The organism is Ruminococcus sp. AF17-1AC (genome assembly GCF_003461385.1).
In the GTDB taxonomy this organism is placed as follows: Bacteria; Bacillota; Clostridia; order Oscillospirales; family Ruminococcaceae; genus Hominimerdicola; species Hominimerdicola aceti.
Genome location: NZ_QTWZ01000020.1, coordinates 1 through 25,655, shown reverse-complemented (window position 1 = coordinate 25,655; position 25,655 = coordinate 1). Strand labels below are relative to the sequence as shown.

General features: G+C 37.1%; 17 protein-coding genes. 3 read left to right on the top strand and 14 right to left on the bottom strand.

Annotated features, from left to right (window positions below):
• Positions 1-26: 26 nt before the first annotated feature.
• The 13 genes from DWW81_RS11265 to DWW81_RS11210 form a co-directional block, all read right to left on the bottom strand.
• The gene (locus DWW81_RS11265; protein ID WP_181982963.1) at positions 27-5,336 is read right to left on the bottom strand and encodes a calcium-binding protein; all 5,310 of its coding nucleotides are present in this window, start codon (positions 5,334-5,336) and stop codon (positions 27-29) included.
• Positions 5,251-5,607, bottom strand: coding sequence for a hypothetical protein (locus tag DWW81_RS13145; protein ID WP_147338993.1), 357 nt, complete (start codon positions 5,605-5,607; stop codon positions 5,251-5,253). Before DWW81_RS13145 ends, DWW81_RS11265 begins: the two co-directional genes overlap by 86 nt.
• A gap of 46 nt (positions 5,608-5,653) precedes the next feature.
• Positions 5,654-6,109: a hypothetical protein gene (locus tag DWW81_RS11260; protein ID WP_117897889.1), complete on the bottom strand. Its 456-nt coding sequence runs from the start codon at positions 6,107-6,109 to the stop codon at positions 5,654-5,656.
• A gap of 175 nt (positions 6,110-6,284) precedes the next feature.
• On the bottom strand, positions 6,285-6,575 hold the full coding sequence (locus DWW81_RS11255) for a hypothetical protein (RefSeq protein ID WP_207661181.1): 291 nt from the start codon (positions 6,573-6,575) through the stop codon (positions 6,285-6,287).
• A 329-nt stretch (positions 6,576-6,904) separates the two neighbouring features.
• On the bottom strand, positions 6,905-8,131 hold the full coding sequence (locus tag DWW81_RS11250) for an IS256 family transposase (RefSeq protein WP_117897885.1): 1,227 nt from the start codon (positions 8,129-8,131) through the stop codon (positions 6,905-6,907).
• Positions 8,132-8,397: 266 nt separating this feature from the next.
• Positions 8,398-8,616: a hypothetical protein gene (locus DWW81_RS13140; RefSeq protein WP_147338992.1), complete on the bottom strand. Its 219-nt coding sequence runs from the start codon at positions 8,614-8,616 to the stop codon at positions 8,398-8,400.
• Positions 8,617-8,988: 372 nt separating this feature from the next.
• The gene (locus tag DWW81_RS11245; protein WP_022287682.1) at positions 8,989-9,393 is read right to left on the bottom strand and encodes a hypothetical protein; all 405 of its coding nucleotides are present in this window, start codon (positions 9,391-9,393) and stop codon (positions 8,989-8,991) included.
• Positions 9,377-13,210, bottom strand: a complete 3,834-nt coding sequence (locus tag DWW81_RS11240; protein WP_117897883.1) for a polymorphic toxin type 44 domain-containing protein — start codon at positions 13,208-13,210, stop codon at positions 9,377-9,379. Before DWW81_RS11240 ends, DWW81_RS11245 begins: the two co-directional genes overlap by 17 nt.
• Positions 13,211-13,269: 59 nt before the next feature.
• Positions 13,270-13,425, bottom strand: a complete 156-nt coding sequence (locus tag DWW81_RS11235) for a cyclic lactone autoinducer peptide (RefSeq protein ID WP_022126621.1) — start codon at positions 13,423-13,425, stop codon at positions 13,270-13,272.
• A 309-nt stretch (positions 13,426-13,734) separates the two neighbouring features.
• The gene (locus tag DWW81_RS11225) at positions 13,735-15,012 is read right to left on the bottom strand and encodes a sensor histidine kinase (protein ID WP_022126622.1); all 1,278 of its coding nucleotides are present in this window, start codon (positions 15,010-15,012) and stop codon (positions 13,735-13,737) included.
• Entirely contained in the window at positions 15,012-15,719 is a 708-nt protein-coding gene (locus DWW81_RS11220) for a LytTR family DNA-binding domain-containing protein (protein WP_117897879.1), read from the bottom strand. The genes DWW81_RS11225 and DWW81_RS11220 overlap by 1 nt, the downstream gene beginning before the upstream one ends.
• Positions 15,720-16,030: 311 nt before the next feature.
• Positions 16,031-18,466: a MobP3 family relaxase gene (mobP3, locus tag DWW81_RS11215; RefSeq protein ID WP_278308110.1), complete on the bottom strand. Its 2,436-nt coding sequence runs from the start codon at positions 18,464-18,466 to the stop codon at positions 16,031-16,033.
• 29 nt (positions 18,467-18,495) lie between these two features.
• On the bottom strand, positions 18,496-19,404 hold the full coding sequence (locus DWW81_RS11210) for a tyrosine-type recombinase/integrase (protein ID WP_117897874.1): 909 nt from the start codon (positions 19,402-19,404) through the stop codon (positions 18,496-18,498).
• A gap of 227 nt (positions 19,405-19,631) precedes the next feature.
• Here DWW81_RS11210 and DWW81_RS11205 point away from each other — a divergent pair, with 227 nt between their 5' ends.
• Entirely contained in the window at positions 19,632-22,544 is a 2,913-nt protein-coding gene (locus DWW81_RS11205) for an AAA family ATPase (RefSeq protein ID WP_117897871.1), read from the top strand.
• Here the strand turns inward: DWW81_RS11205 and DWW81_RS11200 are convergent.
• Positions 22,536-24,710, bottom strand: coding sequence for a glycosyltransferase (locus tag DWW81_RS11200; RefSeq protein ID WP_117945391.1), 2,175 nt, complete (start codon positions 24,708-24,710; stop codon positions 22,536-22,538). The two genes, DWW81_RS11205 and DWW81_RS11200, sit on opposite strands and share 9 nt — an antisense overlap.
• Before the next feature lie 129 nt (positions 24,711-24,839).
• On the opposite strand from DWW81_RS11200, the gene DWW81_RS11195 reads away from it, so the two are divergent.
• A complete protein-coding gene (locus DWW81_RS11195) occupies positions 24,840-25,364 on the top strand; it encodes a hypothetical protein (protein ID WP_117898170.1) in 525 nt (174 codons plus the stop codon).
• A partial coding sequence (locus DWW81_RS13435) for a hypothetical protein (RefSeq protein ID WP_207661180.1) occupies positions 25,361-25,655 on the top strand: 295 nt, incomplete at its 3' end. The genes DWW81_RS11195 and DWW81_RS13435, both read left to right, overlap by 4 nt.

Here is a 25,655-nt window from a genome sequence, read left to right as displayed (position 1 = left end):
TGCCGCACTTTTAATCAGAATTTATATTACTCTGCCTGCGTACCGACAAGCAGTTGATTCAAAGCTGACGTATCCTGCATCGGATCACTAATGCTCATACTGTCAGAAACGTTGTTCTCCGTACCGAAAGCGGACATATTTTCGGTCAGTATCATTACCTGTATATCCGTCTGATCTGCGGTTTCCTCTGTTTCCTTTGCCGCAGAAACAGTGCTTGAAGAATCAATCAGAACGGTGTCGTTTATTTCTGTGAGCAAATCTGAAGACATACTTTCGTCTGAATAGATATCCGAGAGAAGCTCGGCGTTTGACTGTATGACATCTTTCTCAGATATTTCATTGCTTGCAGGCTGACTAAGCTCAAGCTCCCAGGTATCCTTATTTACTGTTCCTACTGCTCCGCCTGCAAATTCAAAGATAAAGCTTTCGGAATTAAAGTTCCTTATAGTCAGCTTATCCTCGCTGCCGTTTATTGATACAGTCAGTTCGGATTGGTTTGTTTTAGTAAATGTGACCTCGTTAAGATCAATACCGCTTAATACGATCTTGTTATTTCCGTCATAATCCTCAATTATATCCATACCGTAATTTCTGCCGAATACATATGTATCGTTTCCGTTGCCGCCGTTCAGATAATCATTGTCCTCTCCGCCGTCAAGGATATCATCTCCGTCATTTCCGTACAGATAATCGGTTCCTGTTCCGCCGTAAAGCGCGTCGTTTCCGGCGCCGCCGTTAAGCGTATCGTTTCCTCCGTCGCCGTGAATAACAATGCCGTTATCGCTCCATGCTGACATCCAGTCATCGTATTCAGTCGCATGGACCTGTTTCAGAGGATTTTCCTCGCTGTCGTATGCATATCTTGTTCCGTCTGCAAAGTTTACATTGAAGTTTCTGTTTTCCTCAGACGTAAAGTAATTCTGAATGATCAGCTTGTCCTCAATTCCATCAAATGTGATAGTAAGATCGTTCCAGTTCGTTCTGTAAACGGACATAGTATCTGCTGAGAGACCGCTGCCGAATGAGATCGTATTGATACCCTCGCTGTCGTTAATTGTATCTGTGCCATATCCTATGTTGAAGATATATGTATCGTTTCCTGCTCCGCCGTAGAGATAGTCACTGCCTTCTCCGCCGTCAAGGGTATCATTACCGCCGTTGCCATAAAACTGATCGTCTCCGATACCTCCGTACAGCTTATCTGCGCCGTTTCCTCCATTAAGGCTGTCGTTTCCGTTCTCACCGATAAGAGTTCCCCCCCTGTCGTCCATAGTTACAATGTAATCACTATTTTCAGTTCCGTAAACAGTTCTTAATGGACTGTTGGAAGCGGTTGCGTGAACCTTAGAACCTCCGTTGAATGTGAGGTAGAAGTTTCTGTTTGCTTCGGAAGTAAAGAATCCCTCGATCACAAGCTTATCATCAGAACCCTCAAAGGTAACGGTAATATCGTTCCAGTTTGTACGGTAAGCCTTTATCTGATTTGCTGAATATCCGTAAATCTCAATAGTATTCGTCCCTTCGCCGTCGTCGATAGTATCTGTACCGTAGCCTTTTTTGAAAATATATGTGTAGTTGCCTGCGCCTCCGTAAAGGAAGTCATTGCCTTCACCGCCGTCAAGAACATCGTTTCCTGCGTTGCCTGTAAGTCTGTCGCTGCCCTTATCTCCGTAGAGAAAGTCGTTTCCGTTGCTGCCTACAAGCTGATCGTCGCCGTCCTGACCGAGTTTTGTAATGCCATCCTCATAAATGGAGATCATATACTCGCTGCCGTCAGTGCCGTAAATAGTTCTGAGAGGACTGTTCTGATCTGCTGCTTCTACGACAGTTCCGTCGGCAAATACAAGTGTGAAGTTTCTTGCCTCCTTGCTGATGCAGTAATTCTTAATGGTAAGAGTATCCTCAAAGCCGTCAAAGGTAATGAGAATATCGTTCCAATTGGAACGGTATGCCTTGATGCCTCCGGCGGTGAAACCGTCTCCGAACATAACAGTGTTAACACCCTCACTGTCCATAATGGAGTCGGCGCCGTATCCCGGCTTGAAGATATAGGTGTCGTTTCCGCTGCCTCCGTCAATAAAGTCATTGCCTGAGCCTGTGTCGATAATATCGTCGCCGTCACCGCCGTTGATGTAATCATCTTCGTTTCCGCCTGAGATACAGTCATTTCCTGATTCTCCGAACAGAGAGTCATTTCCGCTGCCGCCGAAGATCACGTCATTGCCGTCATTTGCTGTAATTCTGTCAGTTCCGGAATCTCCGAAGATATAGTCAGATTCTGTTCCTCCGATAATAAAGTCATCTCCGTTACCGCCTGCGGCGATATTGGCTTTGTCGCTTTCAAGAGGTAAATAATCTGAATTCTCTGTACCTGTAACATAGTTATCGATGCCTGTGATATTATCCTGTACGGGCAGGATTTCTTCGCCTATCTGCAGAACGTAGTTTTCGGGAGCGTCTGCAAAATCGGTAATGATAAGCTTGTCCTCTGTATCCTTAATACTGATAATCACATCATTACCAACGGCATTGATCTCGATATCCGACAAAGTCAGATCGTCGGCAAGCTTAACAGTTGACGTTCCTTCGCTGTCATCAATGACATCTGTACCGTAATCTCTGCTGAATACATATGTATCGTTTCCTGCTCCGCCATAAAGTATATCGTTTCCTGCTCCTCCGTCGAGAATGTCATCACCGTTATCACCGTAAATAATATCGTCGCCTTCCTCACCGAAAATAGCGTCGTTATCATCTCCGCCGTAAACAAAGTCGTTTCCGTTTCCTGCGTAAACGGTGTCATTGCCCTCGTTGCCGTAGATAACGTCATTTTCCTTACTTCCGTAAACGGTATCGTCACCGCCGAAAGCGTGCATGATCGAATCATCTACAACTGCTTTAAGAACATCGTCGCCGTTTCCGCCGTAGATATGTCTGAACGGACTGCCCTTATCTGTAACGTGCATTTTAACTCCGTCTATTTCAAGGTCGTAATTGCGGTATTCCTCACTCTTGCGGAAATCCTTGATAACAAGAGTATCGTTCGTACCCTTTATTGTAATAGTTGCGTCGTATTCATCTGTGCCGTTTACAAGGATATCGCTTGGTTTAATTCCCTTAAATCTGAGAGTATTCAGACCATCGGAGTCTATTATTGTATCGTTTCCGTAGCCCTTTGCGAAAATGTATGTATCATCGCCGTAGCCGCCTTTGAGAGTGTCATTGCCTGTCCCTCCGTCGAGAGTGTCGTTGCCTGAATCGCCGTAGAGCATGTCGTTTCCAACTCCTCCGGATATTTGGTCATTGCCGTTGTTTCCATGAATAATATCAATTCCACTCGCACCATTTAATATATCATTTCCATCCAATCCGAAAATGAAATCATTATTTCCAGTTCCTCTATATGTGTCATTGTCATTGGTTGCAAGATATGTAGTTCCTGATTTAGACAGTTCCAAAATATCAGCATATTGTGGTGAAACTGCTTTATAGTATGTACTAAACTCACTGAAAGCATTAGTATCATAAGCTTCATCGAACAGAGAAAGATATGAACCGATACTATAAAGGTTTCCCTCAACGTTTTCACCAGTAGCAATTTCCATTTCTAAAATGGCATTAAGAAAAGTGAAATCTACGATTTTATTTCCCTGTTCATCCTCTGAAACAAAAATCATGTTAATATAGAAACTGTCCTGTGATTCTACATTAAGATCGCTGAAAAAGATATTTTCAAGTGATATATACAACTTTTTCAAAATGTTTGCTGCATTTGAATTTGGATTTGTTCCACCAACGCCAACAAACTCACGTCCCATAAAGGTTTCAATCACATGCAGGTCACGAGCATCAATATTTCCGCCGCGCGAATTCGGACTAATATCTGTTGAATCAGTAATAAAGTATAAAATCTGTTTTGAGAGAAATCGCTTTTCAACAAAATCTTCTGATAAACAATATTTTTTATACAGTACGGCAAGTGTTCCTGTCTTATCTGCTTCAATAGCTAAAGTAATATCCGGAACATTTCCTTTGGTTTCTACAATTTCACCATCTCCGCCCGTCTGTGTTGTATCTGAAGTGTTTACTGGGAACCAAAACTCGCTAATCTTTCGCTCAGTTCCATCTGCGAAAGTAACCATAGCAAATTCAGCTTCCATAGTTCCAGTTGCAGTATCAACATTCTCCTCCTTGGTAACATCAAGGCTTATATTTACTACTCCTAATTCGTTTAGTGTTTTCAATTCTCCTGAATCAGATATACCATTATGATTTGCATCAATCCAAACTCGCAAATCATTCCATACTGTATCATTATGGTCAATTACACCATCGCCATCTTCATCAAAGTCCGCCAATGCTTCAAAACCCGAAACAGAAATTGCGCCATTAGAAAGTTCGACTTGATCACCGAAAAGCTCACCGCCATCGTCAATTTTACTATTACCATTGCGATCAAGACAAAGGAAACCATCCTCAAGACCTATCCATGCTGTCTTTTCAGCAAAACCATTCTTATCTAGGTCGAAGTTAACACCGTTTTCAAGTGTCGTAAGTTCAATCCCTAATGCTCCAAGATCTATCGCAAGAGGATCACGAGGAGGTTGAGCGTTACCTGCATTTGTATATTCGTCATTGAGAGGGTCTAGTAGCCAATCCCATATACTCTCACCCAAAAATCCACCAAGAATACCACCAGCAAGACCAGCTGCAGCAATTGCAGCCCAGCCAATTGGTCCAGATACAAGTCCAGCTGCAACAAGAGTGCCCATACCAATGCCCGCTAGAGCACCTGCACCTGCACCACCTGCCATTCCACCTAATGTACTCATCCCCCATGAACCAAGTGTATCAGTTGCTCCTTCAATATCTCCATTTTTATATTGTTGATATGCTGTACTAGCTGTTGTGACAACATCAGCAACATCTCCAACCGTTCCTAAAACACCAAGTACAGCACCAACACGCACACCAAGATGTGTGCCATTACTACGTCCCGGTAGAGTTGAAACATCATCAATAGCGTCTATTACATTTGTTTTACCAGTAGTAATATTCTTTAATAGCGCATTCTCATCTATATTTGTTCTCGGAATATCATCTACTGCATCAGTAACAGTTTTAAGTGCGTTTGAATCTCCTCCTAACGAATTATATAGATTATTTAATTGTTCGGTCGGGACTCCATTTACTGCAGTAGTAGTTCCAACTCTATCAATATTGGAAGTAGGACAATCAGAAAGTATAGCTTCAGCTATACCACCACTTGTTTCTCCACCAGGAACTATTTGCACCAGATTCTGAACCTGTTGGAAGCTTAAGATTTCCACTTTCATAGAAATCATTTACAATGGATTTATCTATGTCAATTCTAACTAATTCTTGACCTGCCCATTTATCGGTCTCTATACCTAGTCCTTCTTCTATAATGCCAATATCACCATTAGCTACAATAAGCAATTGATCCATTTGATTGCTTGGTGCAATAAAGCGTTGCCCTCCCGCACCAAGTAAACTATCTGGATCACTATAATACAAATCATAATCTCTCTTTGTAACTAAAAAAGAAGCTCCATATTCTAAAAAATCATTATTCACTTCACTCATAATACACTCACCCCATAATCTTTTTTTAAGACATTATCTATACGAATTATGTAATCCCATAATCCATTTTTTTGTTAATCCCCATCCACTCTTTACAATTACGTAGAGATGATTCATTGTTTATCAAGGTACTTTTTAATGTCTTTAAAAGGGTATCATCAATCATTTTAAACGGTGCTGGATATTTAGAATGTTCATTGAAAATTTGATTCCAACAAGCCATATATGCACACCAAACTTGAATAGGTGTACTATTTAGTGTCATAATTGCTTTACGGAATTTCTTGATAATTACTTCATCATTTGTAGTCAAATATAACTCATATATTCCTTTTTCTACAATGCGTCCGAAATCTGTAGGAATATTAATAGGTATATCCCTGTTTCCCATAACTGAATATCCTTTTTCTCCGCAAAGAAATTCAGCAACCTCATCATTCTCAAATGCTTTTCTTGTAAGTTCAAGCAATTCTTCGTTTGTAATCTGTTTTTGCAATTTCATGACATTTCCTTTCTCATCAAGCGACGAATAAAAATTATTTTTTTATATTTCACAAAAACCATCTACGGTATATGTTTCTTCGTCAGATAGTTTTATCATTGTTTCTTCTACTTTTGTCATATCATTGTCTAGTTTTAATATAATCTCAAAACTTGTATCAATATTAATCGACGTTTTATTTTCCTCCAAAATTAAGATCTATAATATTTAGATGCCCATAATTAAAAGAAAGAGTCAGCCACTTTTTATCAATTAAATATAAATATGAGCTAAAGTGACTTGAATCTTCATGATTGTCTGTCGGTTCACCAAACATTTGATTTATTTCTGCTTCTGTACTCTCAAAGGTTATTCCGCCTATTAAAATATTATCAATCGTATCCTGCCTTTTAAAAGCACTCGCAGTAAAGCTTATACAAATAATATCATTATCACTATAATCATTATCGTCTGCTGCACAATGCATTGTGACCGTATCCAGCAATTTACCGTCATATAACAATCCTCAGCTTCTAAGTTCGGTTTTCTCCTCATATATCATGCTTTCATCCCAAAAAGAAAAACCCTCACCCAAATCATCCAGCGAGCATGGAAATGAAAAAGTTTTATCGGCCCTGTGAAAAAATCTCTGTGAATTCAACAACAGTGATAAAAAACGATATTGTGGAGCGGCTTGAAAAACAGCCGCTCATTTTTTTACAGTATACAATAAATACCGTAATTTGTCAAGGTTCTTCAACAGTCAGTCTGCTGGAATGGAGCGTAGCGGAATGGAAGCAGACTGACTGTGCCGGCTCAGCCGAGCCTGTCGGGATACATGATTTCAAGCTCTCCCAGAACTCTACCCCAGTTTCTCAGCGGCATAGTCCATTTTTTCGCTATTTCATGAGTTGCAAGATACAGTACCTTCAGGAGCGCCGTATCGCTCGGAAATACGCTTCTCTGCTTGTTCAGACGACGATAGCCGCTGTTAAGGCTTTCGATCGCAATGGTGGTGTGAATGACCTTTCTCACATCAGCGGAAAACTTGAAGATCGGTGAGATCACATCCCAGTTTTTGTACCAGCTCTTCATGGCGTTTGGATAATCTTTCTCCCACTTCTCCGTCACACGCTCAAGCTGTTCAAGCGCAGCGTCCTCAGACGGTGCGTGATAAATGGTTTTCAAATCGTTGGAAAATTCTTTCTTGTTTTTTGCACCAACATATTTCAGCGTGTTTCTTACTTGATGAACGATACAACGCTGTAATTCTGTCTGTGGAAATGCCGTATTTACGGCTTCTTTCATACCCGAAAGACCATCGGCACATATCACGAGGACATCCTTTACGCCGCGATTTTTCAGCTCATTCAGGACTCCAAGCCAATATTTTGCACTTTCGTTTTCTCCGATATGTATGGATAAAACTTCCTTGTGACCTGTCAAACTTACTGCAAGGATTACATATGCTGCAAGTTTTTTTATCTGTCCGTTTTCTCGTACAGAAAAATGTACAGCATCAATAAATACAATGAGATAAACCTCGCCCAGAGGACGTTTCTGCCAGTCCTCTATCTGCGGAAGAAGGCGGTCTGTGATGTCGGATACCATACCATCGCTGACCTCAAATCCGTAAATATCTTCGATGGTATCGCTTATCTGGCGTGTTGTCATGCCCTTTGCGTACAGCGAAATGATCTTCTGTTCAATGCCGGAGATGTCCTTTTGACGCTTTTTTACCACCTTTGGCTCAAATGTTCCGTCTCGATCCTGTGGTACTTCGATCTCTGTTTCGCCCAAATTTCCACGTATCTTCTTGGTTTTCCTACCATTACGGTAATTGGAGTTGTCCGAGCGTTCATATGAACTGTACCCTAAGTGTTCATCCAGCTCTGCCTCAAGCATTTCCTGTATAGTGCCGCCCATCAAATCCCTGAGAGCATCCTCTATATCCTTTGCTGTCCTGATATCATACTCCTCGATCAGTTCTGCGATGATATTCTTCTTCCCCTCGCTCATTGGTTCTCTTTTTCTTCTTGCCATAAAAAATCAGCCTCCTGTGTTATTTTTATTATATCACAGTTGACTGACTTTTTACAGACTTTTTTTCAGAGGGTCAATCAATAAAACAATTAGAATGATTGCAGTTTTTTAACTTACCAAAGAATTGATTCATTCATTCGACCTCCTTTGTTCCAAGTAATGACCCTTGTATAAGTTCCAACAGATTTATATTCTCTTGCCATTCCTGCTTCATGTAATTCATACATCTCTCCATCAGTAACAAGACCGCCTCGAAGAGGAGAGCCTTACTCCCAATCATAGAAATCAATTAAATTATATGTTATAGTTGCAATATAACCATTTCTATTTTTTGCACAATGCATGCTCATTGCAGAATCAGCATCACCAATCGAATACCACCAATCAGTTGCAATCTCCGTTTCTCCGACACATCCTGTAGTAGAAAAATTAGTTCCTGGAAAAGCTGTGGCCGGATTTGTAATAAACCATTTTATCAAAACCATTTATTTTGGCATTTTGCTGTTGAAATCAGTGTATACCGGATCAGAAGTTTTAATCTTTACAAGAAGATCAACATAATACGCCTCATCAGATAGTCCTTGCATATGAATTGTTATCGCCCTTGCTTTATCTTCTGTCGCATATACAATGTTTCGTGAAGATAAAAACATAGAAACAATCAATGTAAATATAACAGCTACTATGCTATTTTTTTCACTACAATTCCTCCTAGTTATGATATGTATAAAATATTGCTGAACCCAGACACCTACATTAATTAAAATTATTCGCAAAAAATGAGCAGAAAAAATATAATAACTCTGTAAATATTGAGGCTGCTCTATACCACCTAACTTAGATTGAACTATTTAGACTTATTGCTGTCGATTAGTCAGTATATTATATATACCAATTAGAATTGAACAAAGTAATGCTATCCCATTAAGACTATAACTTAGAATCATACCGAAGCCGCTTCCTGCATTAGGTGTTCCATAATCACCGTTGAAAGCCATAAATATATGAATAAAAAAATCAGTATCGTAAAATATATAACCGATTATAACAGAAAAACAAATGGTCAATATAACACCCAAACAATATATTTTTATATTATGGCTGCTTAACTTAACAAAAAAAGCCAACTGTACCGCTGCATAAATAATAAAAAAAATAAATATAGAAATAACAGAAGCTATCCCTGCTCCTAAATATGCAGTTAAATTAAACAAAAGAGCATATATGAAACTCATCAATACATATTTAACATATTTCATCATAATAATCATATCCCCTTTTGATGAAATCTAAGTCATCCTGATTATCAATAGTATTACCAGTACTAGCGGCATATCCGCTTCCTTTATATAAGATATTTAAAGTAAATCCTGTAGCATGACCAGTACAGCCATATAGATAATTTCCTAAGTTTTCAGAATTCATAATAATATCATTATATACAAATTTGAAACCCTGAGAAAAATAATGAATAGTTGATATCGTATTATTCCAACTTTCCCGTACTTTCACATCCCAAATTCCTCCATGATTAACATTGGTATAGAATTGAACATATCCGTTAAATGAAGGATAGTATATAAAGCTTTCCGCTGCATTTGTCATATCTGTTATAATGTTCTTTAATGGTTCCGTATAATCTAAATAGTATACAGTATCAAATTTGCCGTTAATATCACTATAGATTGAAATATCATTGTTGATTTGTTCAATATTTAATATCGGAACCACACTCGGAATATAATCAAAAAATGTTTTACCATAGCCTTCTGCAGTTAAATTACAAAGCATTTTATATTCTGTATGTGCTTCAACAGGTTTGTCACCAACATAGAATCCATGATTAGCAGCAACATTAGCGATGGTCAAATATGTTATATCATCAATTTCTATAAACCACTTACCGTAAAATTCAACTTGTTCGGAAATATTCAATCCATAATTAAGCTGAAAATTTTGAATTGCCGACTGAGTTGCTCCCCCCATTGCACCATACGCCGACCCTCCCATATCCAAAAAGCCTAAATATTCCAAACATCTTTGTAATGTTGTTATTTTCAACTCTGTTTCGCTAGCGTTCTTTAAGGAAAAATTAAAATCAACGACACCACTATAAAATTCAATAAATTCTTCCCAGCTCATTTCGCTATCTTTTCCTGTAGCCGTATATATATCATATACTTCTGAAACATTGTCTTCTAAATGCAGCATATATGCATTATAAATTCTTTCTATTGACAGTTCTTTCATGACTGCGCCATTATTATTGACGGATTTTGGTTTTGGATCAAAATTATCTAATAGATTATCCCCATCCGTATCCTCCACCGTAGGATCACTCAAAAACGGCGCAACCCTCACAACATCAAGATAATCATCTAAACCGTTTAATTCCCTTGTCAGTTCATTCGATATCTTGACGTCACCTTTTAATTTCAGCACAGTTTTCAAAGTGGGCAGCACAGGTTCATTATCCGAATCCCATGCAAGCATACTGTTCCTGCTGTCAAACTCCTGCCAATCCGTCAAACTGTCGGTATCGCTGTTTGTCCATGCTCCTCTTTTTAGAGGTGATACCAGTGTGAGTTTTTTGAAGTTGTTTCCGATAACTATATAGTATGTTTTTGGTTTGTAGCTATCTTTTTCGTATATAAATCCAAAATTATTCAGTCCGAAAAATGCCTCACCATTGCATGTTCCGTCATTATTTAAATCATTCCAGTAGCCGAATGTTCCCGACGTGCACAGCGGATTTGTATTTCTGTACATCATCAGCTTATCTTCTTGTCCGAGATAATTATCCGGCTGTGTCGGAGTCCATTTGGTATATGCGCTGAAATCTTCTCCAGTAAGCCATCTCCAGCCACTTGAGGTGTACTGTCCGCCTATCCAATAAGAATTTTTCGTACCCTTTGAAAGCAGTTTTTCTTCAATGAAACATTGCTCGTCAGAATCGTTTATTGTTACCAGATGTCCGCCGAGCGCCTCGCAGATATCCTCTGCGCTGTCCCAGTCATAGCCGGAAACCGAGCAAATTCCATAGGTATGTCCATTATAGTTTGCTTTTATCATGCTACTTTCAATAAATTCTTCTGTGACTGTTTCGGCTAACGCCATCACCGCAATCTCCGGTTCTTCAACCTCAAATCCCAGACTATCCAGCCACATTTCAATATCCATCAGACAATACGTTCCCAGTTCGCTTGCCTCGCAAATGACGGTATTGTTTTCTAAATCATATGTAGTTTCCACAGGAAGCAGCATATGCAGATCTTCATCAAATCTGAATGCCTGCAAACGCTTTATACCGTCAAGCTCCTCCGTATATGCTGTATACTTATCACTTATATTATTGGTATAATTATCCTTTATCTTATAGTATAGCACACATTCGTCAACTTTGCAAGTGCTTTCGTAAGAGATTTCTACACTTTTTCCGAGAACTGCGTCGTTTTTTATCGCATTCGAGTACGGCGACTGCTTGATCTCTGCGCTGTTTACCGCATAGCCCGAAGATTTGAATTCTACTGTCAACTCGTAAGCGTTATCCTCTGTATTAATATCCTCCAGAGCCTTGCTCTCCGCAGGAATACTTTGCTCAAAAACAAAATCTGCGTCAGGTACTTCAAACGTCTCAGGATCACTCGGATCAAGCCCGATATGCGGCTCATCCCCATCCGGCAAACCGTCCCTGTCCGTATCCGGATTCAACGGGTCGGTGTGATAATCATTCACTTCTTCTCCGCCTTTCAAACCATCGCCGTCGGTATCGTCATTCTGCGGATCAGTTCCCAACTCTATCTCCTGTGCATTGGTCAATCCGTCTTCGTCAGGATCAGCGTCTGCGTCCGAAACACCATCGGTTACCGAATCATACTTTGTGGGATCCGTTCCTGTTATGTATACTTCCTGATAGTCGGTCAGACCATCCCCATCAGTATCGGGATTATTCAAATCTGTACCGATCATATTCTCATAAATGTCCGGAAGCCCGTCACCGTCGCTGTCAAGAAAATCAACAGAATATTCATCCTCTGTTTTTGTTACAACAAAGGGAACAGACTCGATTGTTTCACCGAAATCATTAGGAATTGAAACTTTAAAATATTTTGTTTGAAAATCCTCAGTGATGACATACTGATACGAGTCAGCATCCGAAACTTCTGAAACCAAGGTGTAGCTTTCATTATCATCAGACTGCCATACATCGAAAACCTCGGCTTCATAATCGGTATACCATTCAATATCTATTGCATTCGCTTCGTTATTGTAGTCGCCGTAGGCATAAATTGAAACTCCATCCGGATAATTCTTTATGAAGTCAATAAGGCTTTCATTCGCAACGACTTCTGTCAATGAAGTGTTAGATATTTCCGGATCACCGTTCTTAACGCCTGTAAAACCAAGTGTTACGCTTGAATTAGCATATACGGTGCCTGTATATGTTCCTTTCAAACGATAGCTATACGGTTCTAACTCAGTTACAGTAGCTGCCCAGCTATTCGTAATCTCGGTAATGGTAAAGTTTGTATCAAAGGTAAGTTCCCATGCTTCAATAGGGGAATCGGTGTTATTAGTAATTACGATAGCTCCATTGAAGTTATCTCCCCATGTTTCGTTGACAACTAGCTGAACATCGTAACCGGATTCCTTATTGATGCGCCCTTGACAAAGCTTAAAAGCTTCGGGAACAGCTTCACAATTATCTACTGTATAGCTAAAAGTGATCGAGGAATTAGGCTCAATCCGTGCATTATATCCTGCATTTTTAACATATGAAACTCCGGTAGACGTCTCAGCCCACTGTGCGTCCCAAATGCTTGAAGTGCTGCCGTTTGGATCAAAGTACAGCATCCAGTTTTCAATTGTACTGTCACCTGTGTTGGATAACGTAACGGAAACAACCTCCGTATCACCCCATGAATTAGTTACATTGTAGGAAACAGCATAATTGTCGTAGACATAATTCTGCGTTGTAAAATCCTCTGCCAGTACTGGGATACTGGGTACAAGAGTTGCCGCCATAGCTAAACTCATTACGCCGGAAAGTATTCGTTTGAAGTTGCTTTTAAGTTTCATAACTTCTCCTCCGTTTCCGCAGTGGCGGAGCGCAGAAGCGCTCCGCTCCTGCTTTTTTATCAGTCTTCTTTTGTGAATTTCTTCATGCCTTCAGGCTCTTTGGGCTGATTGTACCACCACCAGCAAGCCTTAGAACTGGAACCGACTCCAATCATCAGCGCAAGAGCTGCCAATGACGAACCGTATTTCAGCATGAGCTTTTTAATTGCTTTCATATTCTTCACCCCTTTTCTTTTTCAAAAATTTATGCAAATTCTCCGGCTCCTTCGGCTGACAATAGGTTATGCTGCAGGCTTGACCTGTTACTAATGTCGTTATGCCATAGATCGCACTGAGAATTAACGTTATGACTATTCCTCGCTTTGTTTCCTGATCTGGTTTCCTCATTGTTTAATTGCTCTCCCGGATAAAAAATACGCTATACTTTTCCTAGCTGATCCTAGTTTTCAGTATAGCGTATACTATTTATTTTTTTCAAGTCTTTTGCGCCAAAGTACCTTTTTGGACGTCATTTGTTCTTTCCGTTAATACTTTATTAACATGTCGGCTGTGAATGTTTCGTCCTCCCATTCAAAAGATGTGACTCCACCCAACTGATCCGCAGCTTTTTTTATACTGCTTACACCTATACCATGTAATCCATTTCCTGACTTACTGGATTTAAGGTTCTGAGTGTCAACCTCATCTGATGAATTTATAACACAAATTCGAAGTTTCTTATCGACTTGTATCATTGAAATGTGAATATATTTATTGACACATGAACAGCGCTCTGCTCCTTCAATTGCATTATCAAGAAGATTAGCGAGTATCCGACAAATCAGCATATTGTCTATGGTCATTGATTCAAACACGTTTATCTTAGTTGTGAATTGTATATTTTTATTTAATGCTTCCTGCCATTTCATATTGATAATAGCATCAACGGATGAAATACCTGTGTAGCATATTCCACCTGCGTCTGATAAGCTGTTTGATAAATTCTCCAGATGCCTAATTGCCTCATTTTGATTTCCATAGCGGAACATAGATCTTGCCACAGATATCTGATTATTTATATCATGCTTTAATTGCCTTATCTCGTTGTATTTACTTTCAATCAGCATATAATTTTCTTCTTCTGATTTAAGTCTCTGTTCCATGACTTTCAATTTCAATTGATTTGCATATGTATCAAAAAAGTTAAACACAAATAAATTAAGTGCAAGTAATCCAATAACGGAAATCAAATAATTTATAGTCTGTCTATGGGTTAACCCATATGACACAAAAATCCCATTAAGAATGACCACACTTAAAATCGGTATTAATATAATTGACAGCCAGTTCTTTAATGGAATATCTTTCTGCTTGTTTTTTGAATACTCTATTATATATACCGAAAACCAGAAACAAAATAGCTTTGAACAAGCCATTCCAATATATCTGCCTAAACCTGAATTTAATTGATCCAAGGGGCTTCCGAAATTCAATATATAAAGTATTCCCATTGGAAGTGATTCTGAAGCAAGTATTACTATCAAGAATATTAATGAACAAAAAAGTTTTTTACCGAATTTACATTCAAACATTATGTTGGAAACAGCTGTCATCAGTACAAAAGTAGCGATCAAGTTGATCCATGGATATTCAAAAAATAATGTTACTGCTGCAAGAATCATAGAGGTAAGCAGTGTTGCCGGAAATATTGCTCTTTTTCGAACTCTGAAGCTCTCTTTCATCATATTGTACAAGTAAAAAATTATAATTGAGCTCTCAGCAATGCAATTTAGAATTTCTATAATTAATTCATTAACAGACATTAGCCCCACCTGCTTCTGCTAAATTTCAAAAAAGCTTTTGTGATATTTTCAAGATGATTTCTGCTGACGTATAGGCTTTTGCCATTCTTCAGAAATACTTGATTCTTTTTAATGTAGTCAATATTAGTAATGTTTATCAGAACGCTTTTATCGGAACGTACAAATAAACATCCTTCTAACATTTTCTCATAGTCGCCCAGTTTACCCTTTTGATAATAGTGTTTATTCAACGTATGGATGACTATTTGATGTGAATAAACCTCTATATACAAAATATCGACTGTAAGAAGTTCTTTCTCGATACCATCGTCAATGACTTTAATGTATTTCTTATTTCTATAATACTCTTGAACTGTATCGCTGAGTTGTTTCAAATAAATGGACTTGGGTTGATTTTTTAATATATATCTGAATGCCTTAACTTCATAGCCTTGATAAACGAATTTGTCAAAACTGGTCATAAAAATAAGGATCACATTTTTATCAATTTGCCTTAAAAACTCAGCCGTCTGCAAACCATTCAAATCTTTCATCTCAATATCAAGAATAACTAAATCATATTTATCTTTTGAAAATTGTTCAATAAATGATTCTCCGCTTTCGAATTCTGAAAATTCGAATTCGTTTTCATGAGTCTGCAGCGAATTGATGTCATTTTTTAATTTCTCAATGTAAGTTTTTTCATCGTCACAAATAGCAATTCTCATAAAATCACTCCTTTATTTTATTTTAACACAAAATCCCAACTTTTTCAATATAAATCGAAATCATTAATATAAAATAAACAAAATTTACTGATTTAATGTTTTCGATTATTATTTGCATAAATCTGTATTTATGTGAAAAAGCACGGTCTATGAAACAATTTATCCATAGCTGTGCTTTTTTGGGGAGGCGATTGACTTTTATTTATCCGAATACCACAATCCGTTGCTTTATCAATTTTTCTTCCAGCTCTTTTTGAATTTAAGCATATTTTTTATTTTTCTACAACGGTTAATATATTTATTTCAAAAAATCAATCCAAGCTCTGTGTGAAATTCTCTTTAATTCCCATATCCTGCTTTTTCAACCTTATCATCCTCCGCAGCCTGCTGTCGACTGTTCGTCTGACCGATTTATACTTCTGTGTATAATCATCTTCAATGCACCTACTTAAATTCACAAACAATCCCATAATAGTATTTCTAAGTAGCATATTTTCAAAATGCCCCATATCGTCAAGCATATTCTGAGCGTACTCATTACCGTCGTTTGCGGACTTTGTAAGCCATTGGGCAGCCTTTTCCTTATCTTTTTCAACTCCCTCTGCCCCGAAAAGATAAAGCCTGCCGAGCTGATAAGTTGACCACATATTTTCAGCGGATTTTTCAAAATATTCGATGGCTTTAGGAATATCAATCTCCGTTCCAAGTCCCTTTTTGTACATAGCACCCAGTTTGTAATATAGATTATCGTCAGCCTGATCCTTGCTTTCGAGTTCAAGAAATCCTGACAATGCAGCTTTGTAATATCTCTGTGCGGTTTCTTTATTCTCAGCAACATATTCACCCTTGCTGTACATTTGCGCAGCGGCATAGGAAGCATACGGCTGACCCTGAGAAGCCGATTTCTGATACCACAAAAAGGCCTGCGACAAATCTTTTTCCACGCCGTTGCCATAATAGTATAGGTTAGCGAGACTGTATTGTGCGAATTTGTGGCCCTCCTGAGATGACTTCAAAAACCATTGAAACGCTTTTTCATAATCCTGTACTGTGCCTAACCCATAGCAATGCATTTTACCAATGCGATACCAAACGTAAGAACGCATATCCGCAGGTTTCATGACCTGTCCCTTGAATTTAGGTTCGTATGGGAACATATAGTCCGAATCCGGCTCTATCTCCATAAATCCCTGCAATGCCTCTTGGTAGAATGCGAATGATTTTTCTTCGTCTTTTGCGCCAAGCTTGTCGGTGGAATACAATTTTCCTAAATCGTGAATAGCAAGGACATTGCCTGACTTTGATTCGGAGAGCAAGAGCTGTTCCGCCTTTTTGAAATCTTCAAGCTTTGATTGCTTGTTGTAAATAATCTTACAAGCTTCTTTGTATGCTGTACTCCATTTGAGATAGTATTTACTTTGAGGTTCATAATCTTCAATATCGACTGTTACCTCATTTTCATTGCTCCAAATGAAATCTTCGGCGGTCGGCTCGTCGTTATCCGAAAATGTTACTTTATCATTTTCGGATTGCTCAGATTCATCAAACTTCAGAAGAATATCAACATAAAAGTCATCATTCGCAAATTGTTCTGTTGGTTCGGGTTCTTCAATTTCTACATCAATGACAGGATAATTCATGTCAAGCACAGTTCTGATTATCATATTCCGCACAGGCTGAAAAACTTTGTTATCAACCAATGGCGGCAGTTCTTTTTCCTTTTGCGTATAGCTCTTGTATTTCAAGCTCTCCAAACTGCACCATTTTTCATAAAGCTGACGGATATTATTGTCTTTTGCAAGTTCTGAAAAAATACTGTTGACCGTTTCTTTGACATCAGGCGGAAGGTACCCATATACTTTTTTGCCTTTAACATTCTGTAACTGAGAATATAGTTTGCGGATAAGATTTTCAAGCTGCGGATTTTCAAAACCGCCTTGCTGAACTTTTCTGACAATACTTTTAAACTCCGTTTTTGATACAGCTTTCAATTCGTCACGGCTTAACGTCTGCTCCTGATATATGGACTGCAAATCGTCCTTAAATATATCGTTTGCAAAAGCTGAACGAATCTTATTAATTCCCTCGTTTGTTAAGAATCCTTCCTTTGTATTTTCGGAATAAACAAGCAGATGAATATGCGGATGATGAGTAGTGTCATGAAATGCGGCGTACCATTTTAAATTGCATAATGAAATTTTCTGATTTTTTGCAATATCTGAAATGTGACGCATAACAAGCTGCCGCCACGCTTCCGAATTATCGTAACCAAGTCTAATTGCATCTTCACGACGAAGTGAAATTACGTGGGACCAGACATTGCCTTTGTGATTTGCTATTTCGTTAGCTACCCTGTCAAGAATTATCGGTTCATCTTTTTCATTGAAAAGACCATGAGAACCTCTTTTCTGAACTCCCGGACGCATAGCCATGTAACCGACAAAATTCTGACGATTACCAATGACGTCAGCGTTACGCTCAATGATCGTACTGATTAGTTCCGAAGCGTTTTCTACAGTAGGGTTCACAGTGTAGTCCTCATACTCAAGGTATCTTTTAGCTTCGGGAAAATCTGAAAGCAGATCACGAAGCAATTCTTGTTGGTTTTTAGTAGCGTTATCTTTTCTGTCAATAGTGTTTTGATCCCGAACCTCAACTGTTTCACGGGTTGCGATATACTTTGTGTAATTTCTGCGCTTGTTTTTACTTTTCTGTGTACCGCTTTTCAGATAGCGGCTTGTTACGATTATTTGCGATAAAGCTATAGTATCTCCTCCTAACCAATATTCAGTTTGTTTCTTGGATGCTTTGTTTTAAGTATCTCTTTTTGTTTTGCAGACGTAACATGTGTATAAATCTGAGTTGTAGTTATTGAACTATGTCCCAACATTCGCTGTATGTATCGGATATCAACATCTTCTTCGAGAAGAAGAGTAGCAAAAGAATGTCGGAACATATGGGGCGTTATATGCATATCTACTCCGCACTGTTTGCAATAGAAATTTATCATATTGCGAACAGACTGTTCGGTCATTCTTCTGCCTAGCTTGTTGACGAAAAAATATCCCGAATCTGGAATCTCTTTTTCAAATAACGAATGATATTTTCTAAGAATACTGAGTACCGCAAAATTTTCAATAGGTATAATACGTTCTTTTGAGCCTTTACCATAGAATTTAACCGAGTTTCCTAACAGATCAACATTATCTGAACGCAAAGTACAAATCTCCGCCACTCTAGCTCCTGTAGCGAAAAGCAATTCGAGAATTGCTGTATTACGAACTGCACTGCGAATCTGATAATCGCTTTTAGCAAACACAATCTGCTGATACGAAAAAGATATTAGTTTAGCTATAACTCCAAGGGGAATGGTTTTCGGCAGCAGCAAAGGCTCTTTTATCGTTGTTTCCAGTTTGTCAAACGGATTAAAGTCGATAAGATCCTGCAAAAGCAGAAAGTGAATAAACGCTTTAAGCGTTGCAAGCTTACGCTTGGCTGTTTTAGGCTTGTACTTTTTGTTGAGATATTCTATGTAGTCCCACAAGGCCTGCTTTGAAAGCTCGTTCGAGAAAACTCCGTACTGCGACAAGTCGATTTTATACGCTCGGATCGTTTTATCACTAAGTTTTTTGTGGTAACGGCAATAATTAAGAAATTCATCAATGTGCAATTTGTATTCAAACATAATGGAAAACTCCTTTTAATTTCAATGTGAATGATTTTGATATTTTTCGTCAAATTAAACAAATGAGACAAGATCTATTATTTTCATTTAATTCAATTTACATCTATTATACCAGAGCTTTTGATGTTCGACAAATTTCGGCAAATTGTGAAATTTCACAAATTTTATGCAATTTAATTGACATTTTAGGGATTTGGTGATATATTTAAAATGAGAAAGTTTAATAAGTGATAACTATAAATTATCTTATCAGTCAGGTGAAAAAAATGTATTTTGACTCATATAAGTATGCAGGAATTTTTGAAAAATTAGCTTGCAGGATCATAGAAAAAGAGATCTCAGAAAAGATATTGGTTTCAGGCACAACTCAAAAAACCAGAGACCATGGGATCGATTCTATAATATATACAACCCAAAACTATATCACCATTGAAGCCAAGCTCAGAAAAAGCTCATCATCGTTGGGACTTAAGGATATTGCTTCATCTGTGATCTTTTATCTTCTTAGACTAAATGATAAGCATTATATTGTATCAAATGTATATTTAACAGCCGATACCATAAAAGTATTGGATAGATTAAACAGCACAAAGGGTACTGTTATATCTTATATTGACGGCGAAAGCACAATAAATACTTTAAAGGAGATCAAAGACACACTTGACGCTGATGAAAGGGAGTTAGCCGATATAATATTGCAGCAATTTGACAACGGTCCCAAACGGATAAACAGCTCGCCTGCAGACCGCGATGCCGTGAAAACGAAAACGGCTCAGCTGGAAAGTCAGCAAAAGCTGTTGAGATCAGTTATCGCCGAACTGATGAGCGGAAGAAAATGCGTCATTTTATCCGGCAAAACAGGAACAGGCAAAAGCAGTATTTTAAATGAGATCATAGAACAAATAAAGCAAAACTATAATACGATTTTTATAGATTGTCAAAAATATTGTACCATAGAAGCATTCATGTACCAAGTATCAAATTTAGAAATTGGGATCGATATAAACCATCTGATCTCAGAATATATAACTTTATCGGAAAAATTCGAGGACCCAAATAGTTTAGTAAATATAAAAAGCGATAATATTTTAAAAACATTGGCTCAGGTACTGAGTACAAACAAGTATGCGGATAATATAAAATTTATTGCGAAAGAGTACATCAATAATCTAGTTGAATGTTTTAATATGGGAAACTTATACATTTTTATTGATAACTATTCTTCTGCGTCGCCCGAACTAGCTGATTTTATAGCTTCGTATATTATTTCTTCCGTTGAAAATTTAAAATTCTTTATAATCCAAGACACGGACATCGAAAGCGCAAATTCTAATATTTCTGAAATTTCAAAATTTCCAGTCAATGCTGAAAGGTTCAAAGAACTGCATATTTGTAATTACGACAGTGATGAAACAGATATTTTTATTTCTTTTTTTAGACCCGATCTTCCCAAATCGACAAAACAACAATTGTACAGTCAATTCGGTGGTAATTTACTGATGATAAAGCTCGCTTTAGATGAGATGGAGAATAAAAAGATCTATGATCCTTCGCTTCTGCGTCCCAGTAAATGTGAACAAATATATGACTTTCGAATCAAAAATTATGCAAAGTCAGACGATGTGTATGTTAAAGCATTTTTTGTTTGCTGGATCCTCAATTCCCAGATCCCCCGTGATTTATTAAATTCATTGGGTAAGAGCGATATAAATTCTATTCTGAAAAGAACGGGGCTGTTTAACGAAAGCAATACATCATTGTCATTGTGCAATCCCTGCGTTTACAAAGTTATTTCGACATATTATACATATAACAGTAAACTGCTTTATTATCAGATCAAAGAGTTTTCCGATGCTTTTAATGCGTTTAAATTAGCTCCGATAGAGCAGATCCGTGTTAAGTTTTTTTCAAGATCAAATGATTTTGTTCAGTTTGCAGACCAAAATATTGCTCTGTTTGAAAATAAATCAGAGTATAACAATGTGCTGGAAACAAGAACCTTGATATTCCTTTATACAAACAAAAACGATACTCAAAATTATATTGAGGCTGCGGCAAATTTGCTTTATGCCTCTATCGATCATTCCACATATATACTTGACCTTGATGTGTTGATACAAAAAATCTCAGGTTTTTTCAAGGAATATTTTGAAGAAACAGATATATTCCATCTATATGATAAATTCGATGATACCATGAAAACGACCGTATCTAACGCAAGAATAAAGTATGTAATTTACTTGTATTTTAACAGCACGCATAAGAATAATTTTAAACAAGCAAACAGCGATTTGGATATACCGAATAAATATTTACTGCACTGCGACGATCCGATATTGATATCAAAGTTAATAAGATTTCAAGCTATTTGTCAAAAGGAAATGGGAAACAGAGAGAAATTTTTCGAGATCCTTCGTGACGGTGTTATGCGTTTTCCTCATAATAAATATTTGGCGGCTGTCTATAGTGCAAATATAGTTGCCGCTATGAATTATTCCGATCCGCAAAAGGCTGTTGATATAATTGATAAGGAAGCACTTCCAGCAGCACACGCTACCGATAAACAGCTTGAATTGTGGATACTTAATGATAAGCTTATCAACTCATTGTTTATACAGCACTATGATGAAGAGCTTTTTGAAAACAACTATAGATCCGTTATTTTTATGTCGGAACGGCTTTGTTCAATAAAAGACCAAGCAAGAGCCGAAAATACATACGGAGCGTTTCAATTAAAGATGCATAACAACCGCTCCTTAGCCTGTGAATACTTTAAGTCTGCTTTCTATTTGATCTGCAGATATGTAAATAATTTCATTGCATTTTATTTTGGAGTAAATTATATCAGCATGATCCCTACAACTCAAAAGGAAGAATTTGAGTATATTGCAGATATTCTTATAACGTGGTGTCAAAACAATATAAAATATATTATAAATAAAATAAATGACCCCAGCACACTGCCGCAAAACAATAAGCTTATTATGGCGTTATATTCATTAGAAAATGCTCTAAACAAAAGGAAAGACTATAGATACAAATTGGTTGCTGAAATGAGCGGTCTTTCAGACATCTTTGCAAATAAGATACCTATGAGCGAAACATTCTATATAAGAAATATCCCGATCATATTATTTTAATAAGTCAATAAGCTTTTCGTTCCGATTGAACTGTGTTTTGTTTGGATAGTGTATGAGGTCAAGAACAACACTTTCTAATTGCAAATATACATACCATGTCACTATGCTTTTCCATTGATCACCATTAAACCACAACAGCTTATTTTTGCAAGGAAATATTCCCATAACAGAAAATACCATAGCGATATTATACCCGTATTCAGATCTTATGCAATTAAAGATGCCATGTAATTTTTCGCCGCATATATTATCTGTTGAACTAAGGCACGGTGTAAAACCAAAACAGAGTTTCTTTCGCTTATTATTGAATTGCTTCAGCGATTCAAACAGTTCTTTTAATTTGCTGATTAATTCTGCATCTTTCACATAAATGCTGTAGCGATTGAACGTTAAAAAAAGACGTTTGATTCTTTCGGACAGTGCAGGATCTGACGGCGCTTGCTCGTTACAAGTAAATGCTTCATCCATTAGCATGATCGCCTGTTTTAAACCAACTGGTTTATTTGTGCTTGAGCATCTTGTTATTGATAATTTGTCGCAGACGCTAAAGTAATCAATCCCCTGAAAAAGCTTATTTTTATGATATTTCAAGACCATATTGATCTTGTCCGTCGATGTTATGATATAAGGATCTTTATCAGATAAAAATCGTCTTGGATTTAATGTATTCAGCCATATATCAACTCGATATTCGCTTTCCATATATTTAATTATTACGACTAAGGAATCGGAAGATGTATAGCTTTTGATAAAGGTATAATTACTGCTTTTAAGAAAAGATCTAATATGATTGTCTAATTCATGTTTGTTTAGAATATTTTGACACCCGAGTACATTGCTATTCGTTTGCGTTAATGCTTTGACTGAGGGTTTATAAACGTCAGGCTTCAGACCGCTGTATAACTCAAAATGTATTTTTAGAAAATCTATGCTGTTTGCAATTTCATCATAGGTAAGCTTTGCATTTTTACTTAATAAATCAGATAAATATGGATTTTCAATAAAATGCGACATTCTCATTTTCAGCAGCTCTATATTGCCGTGATCGACCACGAATCCATTAAACCAATCGTATATGTAGTTTTTAGCATATCCAAAAGGCGTAGCTATAACCGCTGTAGAAGTGGCCAAAGCTTCTATTATCATAAGCCCACCCGATTCATATTTTGAATGAGTCACCAGCACCATGGATTTTATAAGGAGACAGCTTAATTCTGACGGAGATAAAGTACCCCACCATATTATTTTATTATTATTTTCAAAATCGTCTATATGAACACCCATTTCAAATAACGTTTCACGAAAATATGCTATTTGTTTGGGCGTTCCGCCTGCAATCCATAAAGGAGGCGTTTTATCTCCGTAAATTTCAAACAGCTGACTCCACGCTCTGATTATTTCAAGGATTCCCTTATCGATATGAAGCCGTCCATAATAAAGAAATGGACCGTTTATCCACCAAGTTTCTAAGCAATTGGCGCTATATCCCAAAGGCAAGTAACTGTTTACATTTATTTGAGATATACTGTACGTTGATACGTTTCCATATTTATCATGCGAAGGATTTGAAAATTCCTGTGCAATAGGAAGTCCTGTTAAAATAAGTCTGTCATAATCTATATTATATAAGTTATGAATTTCTTCTTGTTCAGCAATACTTGAACAAATTAAATATTTGGCGTTTTTAAAAACAAGTTCTTCCGAAGCTATTCGTTTATCAAGATCAATTTGCTTTGAATTTACAAGTTTTTTTTTTTTTCCGTTAGATTGAATAGTGTGAATATAATATGTGCCGTATTCCTTTGAAAGCTTTAAAGCAATTATACCCGACTGCCAATAGCTACTGTGAATGATAAAATTATGTAAATTATATTTATCGATTATAACTCTGATTTTATCTGTTGCTTTGTCAATATAATTTTGCAAAGTATCTTTATCGTCAGCTGAATCACCCAGCTTAAGACGTTCGATAAAGCAGTTATCTGAAATTTTTTCATTATTTGAAAAGAAATCGTATTTTTTTCTTGTAACATACACACAAAATAAATTCTCATTTCTAATTATGCCCTTTAACAACCCGCGTGAATAAGTATTTCCACCTCCAAACTCATTAGCTCCGGACGGCATAGTTGCATCACAGTGCAAATCAATAAATAAAATATTCATTTCAATTCCCTCTTTTTAATTGCTTTTTAATGCCAATTCACGTTACTATCACACCTATATAACCGTTTTTTACATAAGATAATTTATAGTTATCATACGTTAACATTAATCTTAAAGGAGTTATATCCCATGATGAAATCTTTACATAAGTTATTTTTCACGCTTATATCAACAATATGGATAGTAATCATATATGGAATTGATCAAGAATGGAACTTTGTAAAACAATCAAGTTTACTCACAGCTATTTGCCTAGCATCAACTCCATTTTTATTAATCACTATCTGGTATGTTATCACAAAGACTTGTTGCTCTAATGACAATGTATCAAATTGTGAAAATATTGATGAAGTAAATAATGATTTTCTCGCAAACTATCTTGGATACTTTTTTATTGGCATTGGACTTGATAATTTTCACACGTTAGTTTGGATATACATAATCGTATTTGCATTTACTTTCGCATCACAAACGCAGTTTTTTAATCCAATGCTTTTACTAATTGGATACAAATACTATTACATTACAACCGATAAGGGAACAAAAATAATGATTATTTCGAGAAAAACATATCGAAACGCTAAAGAATTGCATAGTGAAAATCTTAAGCGACTTAGTGATACTGCTTTTATAGAATTTGGAGGAACAAAATGAAATGCCTAATCGTTAAAGTAAAGGACAGAAAAAGAACACCAACTTACAAAAAAATGATTAGTGGAAAAGATATATACTCATTTCCATCTAATTTAGATGACGCAATTGAATATTCGCCATCGACATTACATGAAGAAAATGAATGGTATATGATCACTTCATTTTCCAAAACCAAGTTTTGTATTGAGTTTCTAAAAGAAGACTTTTCATCAGTTAACTATGAAAAGCTCAGTAGATCTTGGTTTTGTCAATATCACTTGACACATTTTATTCGAACAAGAATTATGCAAC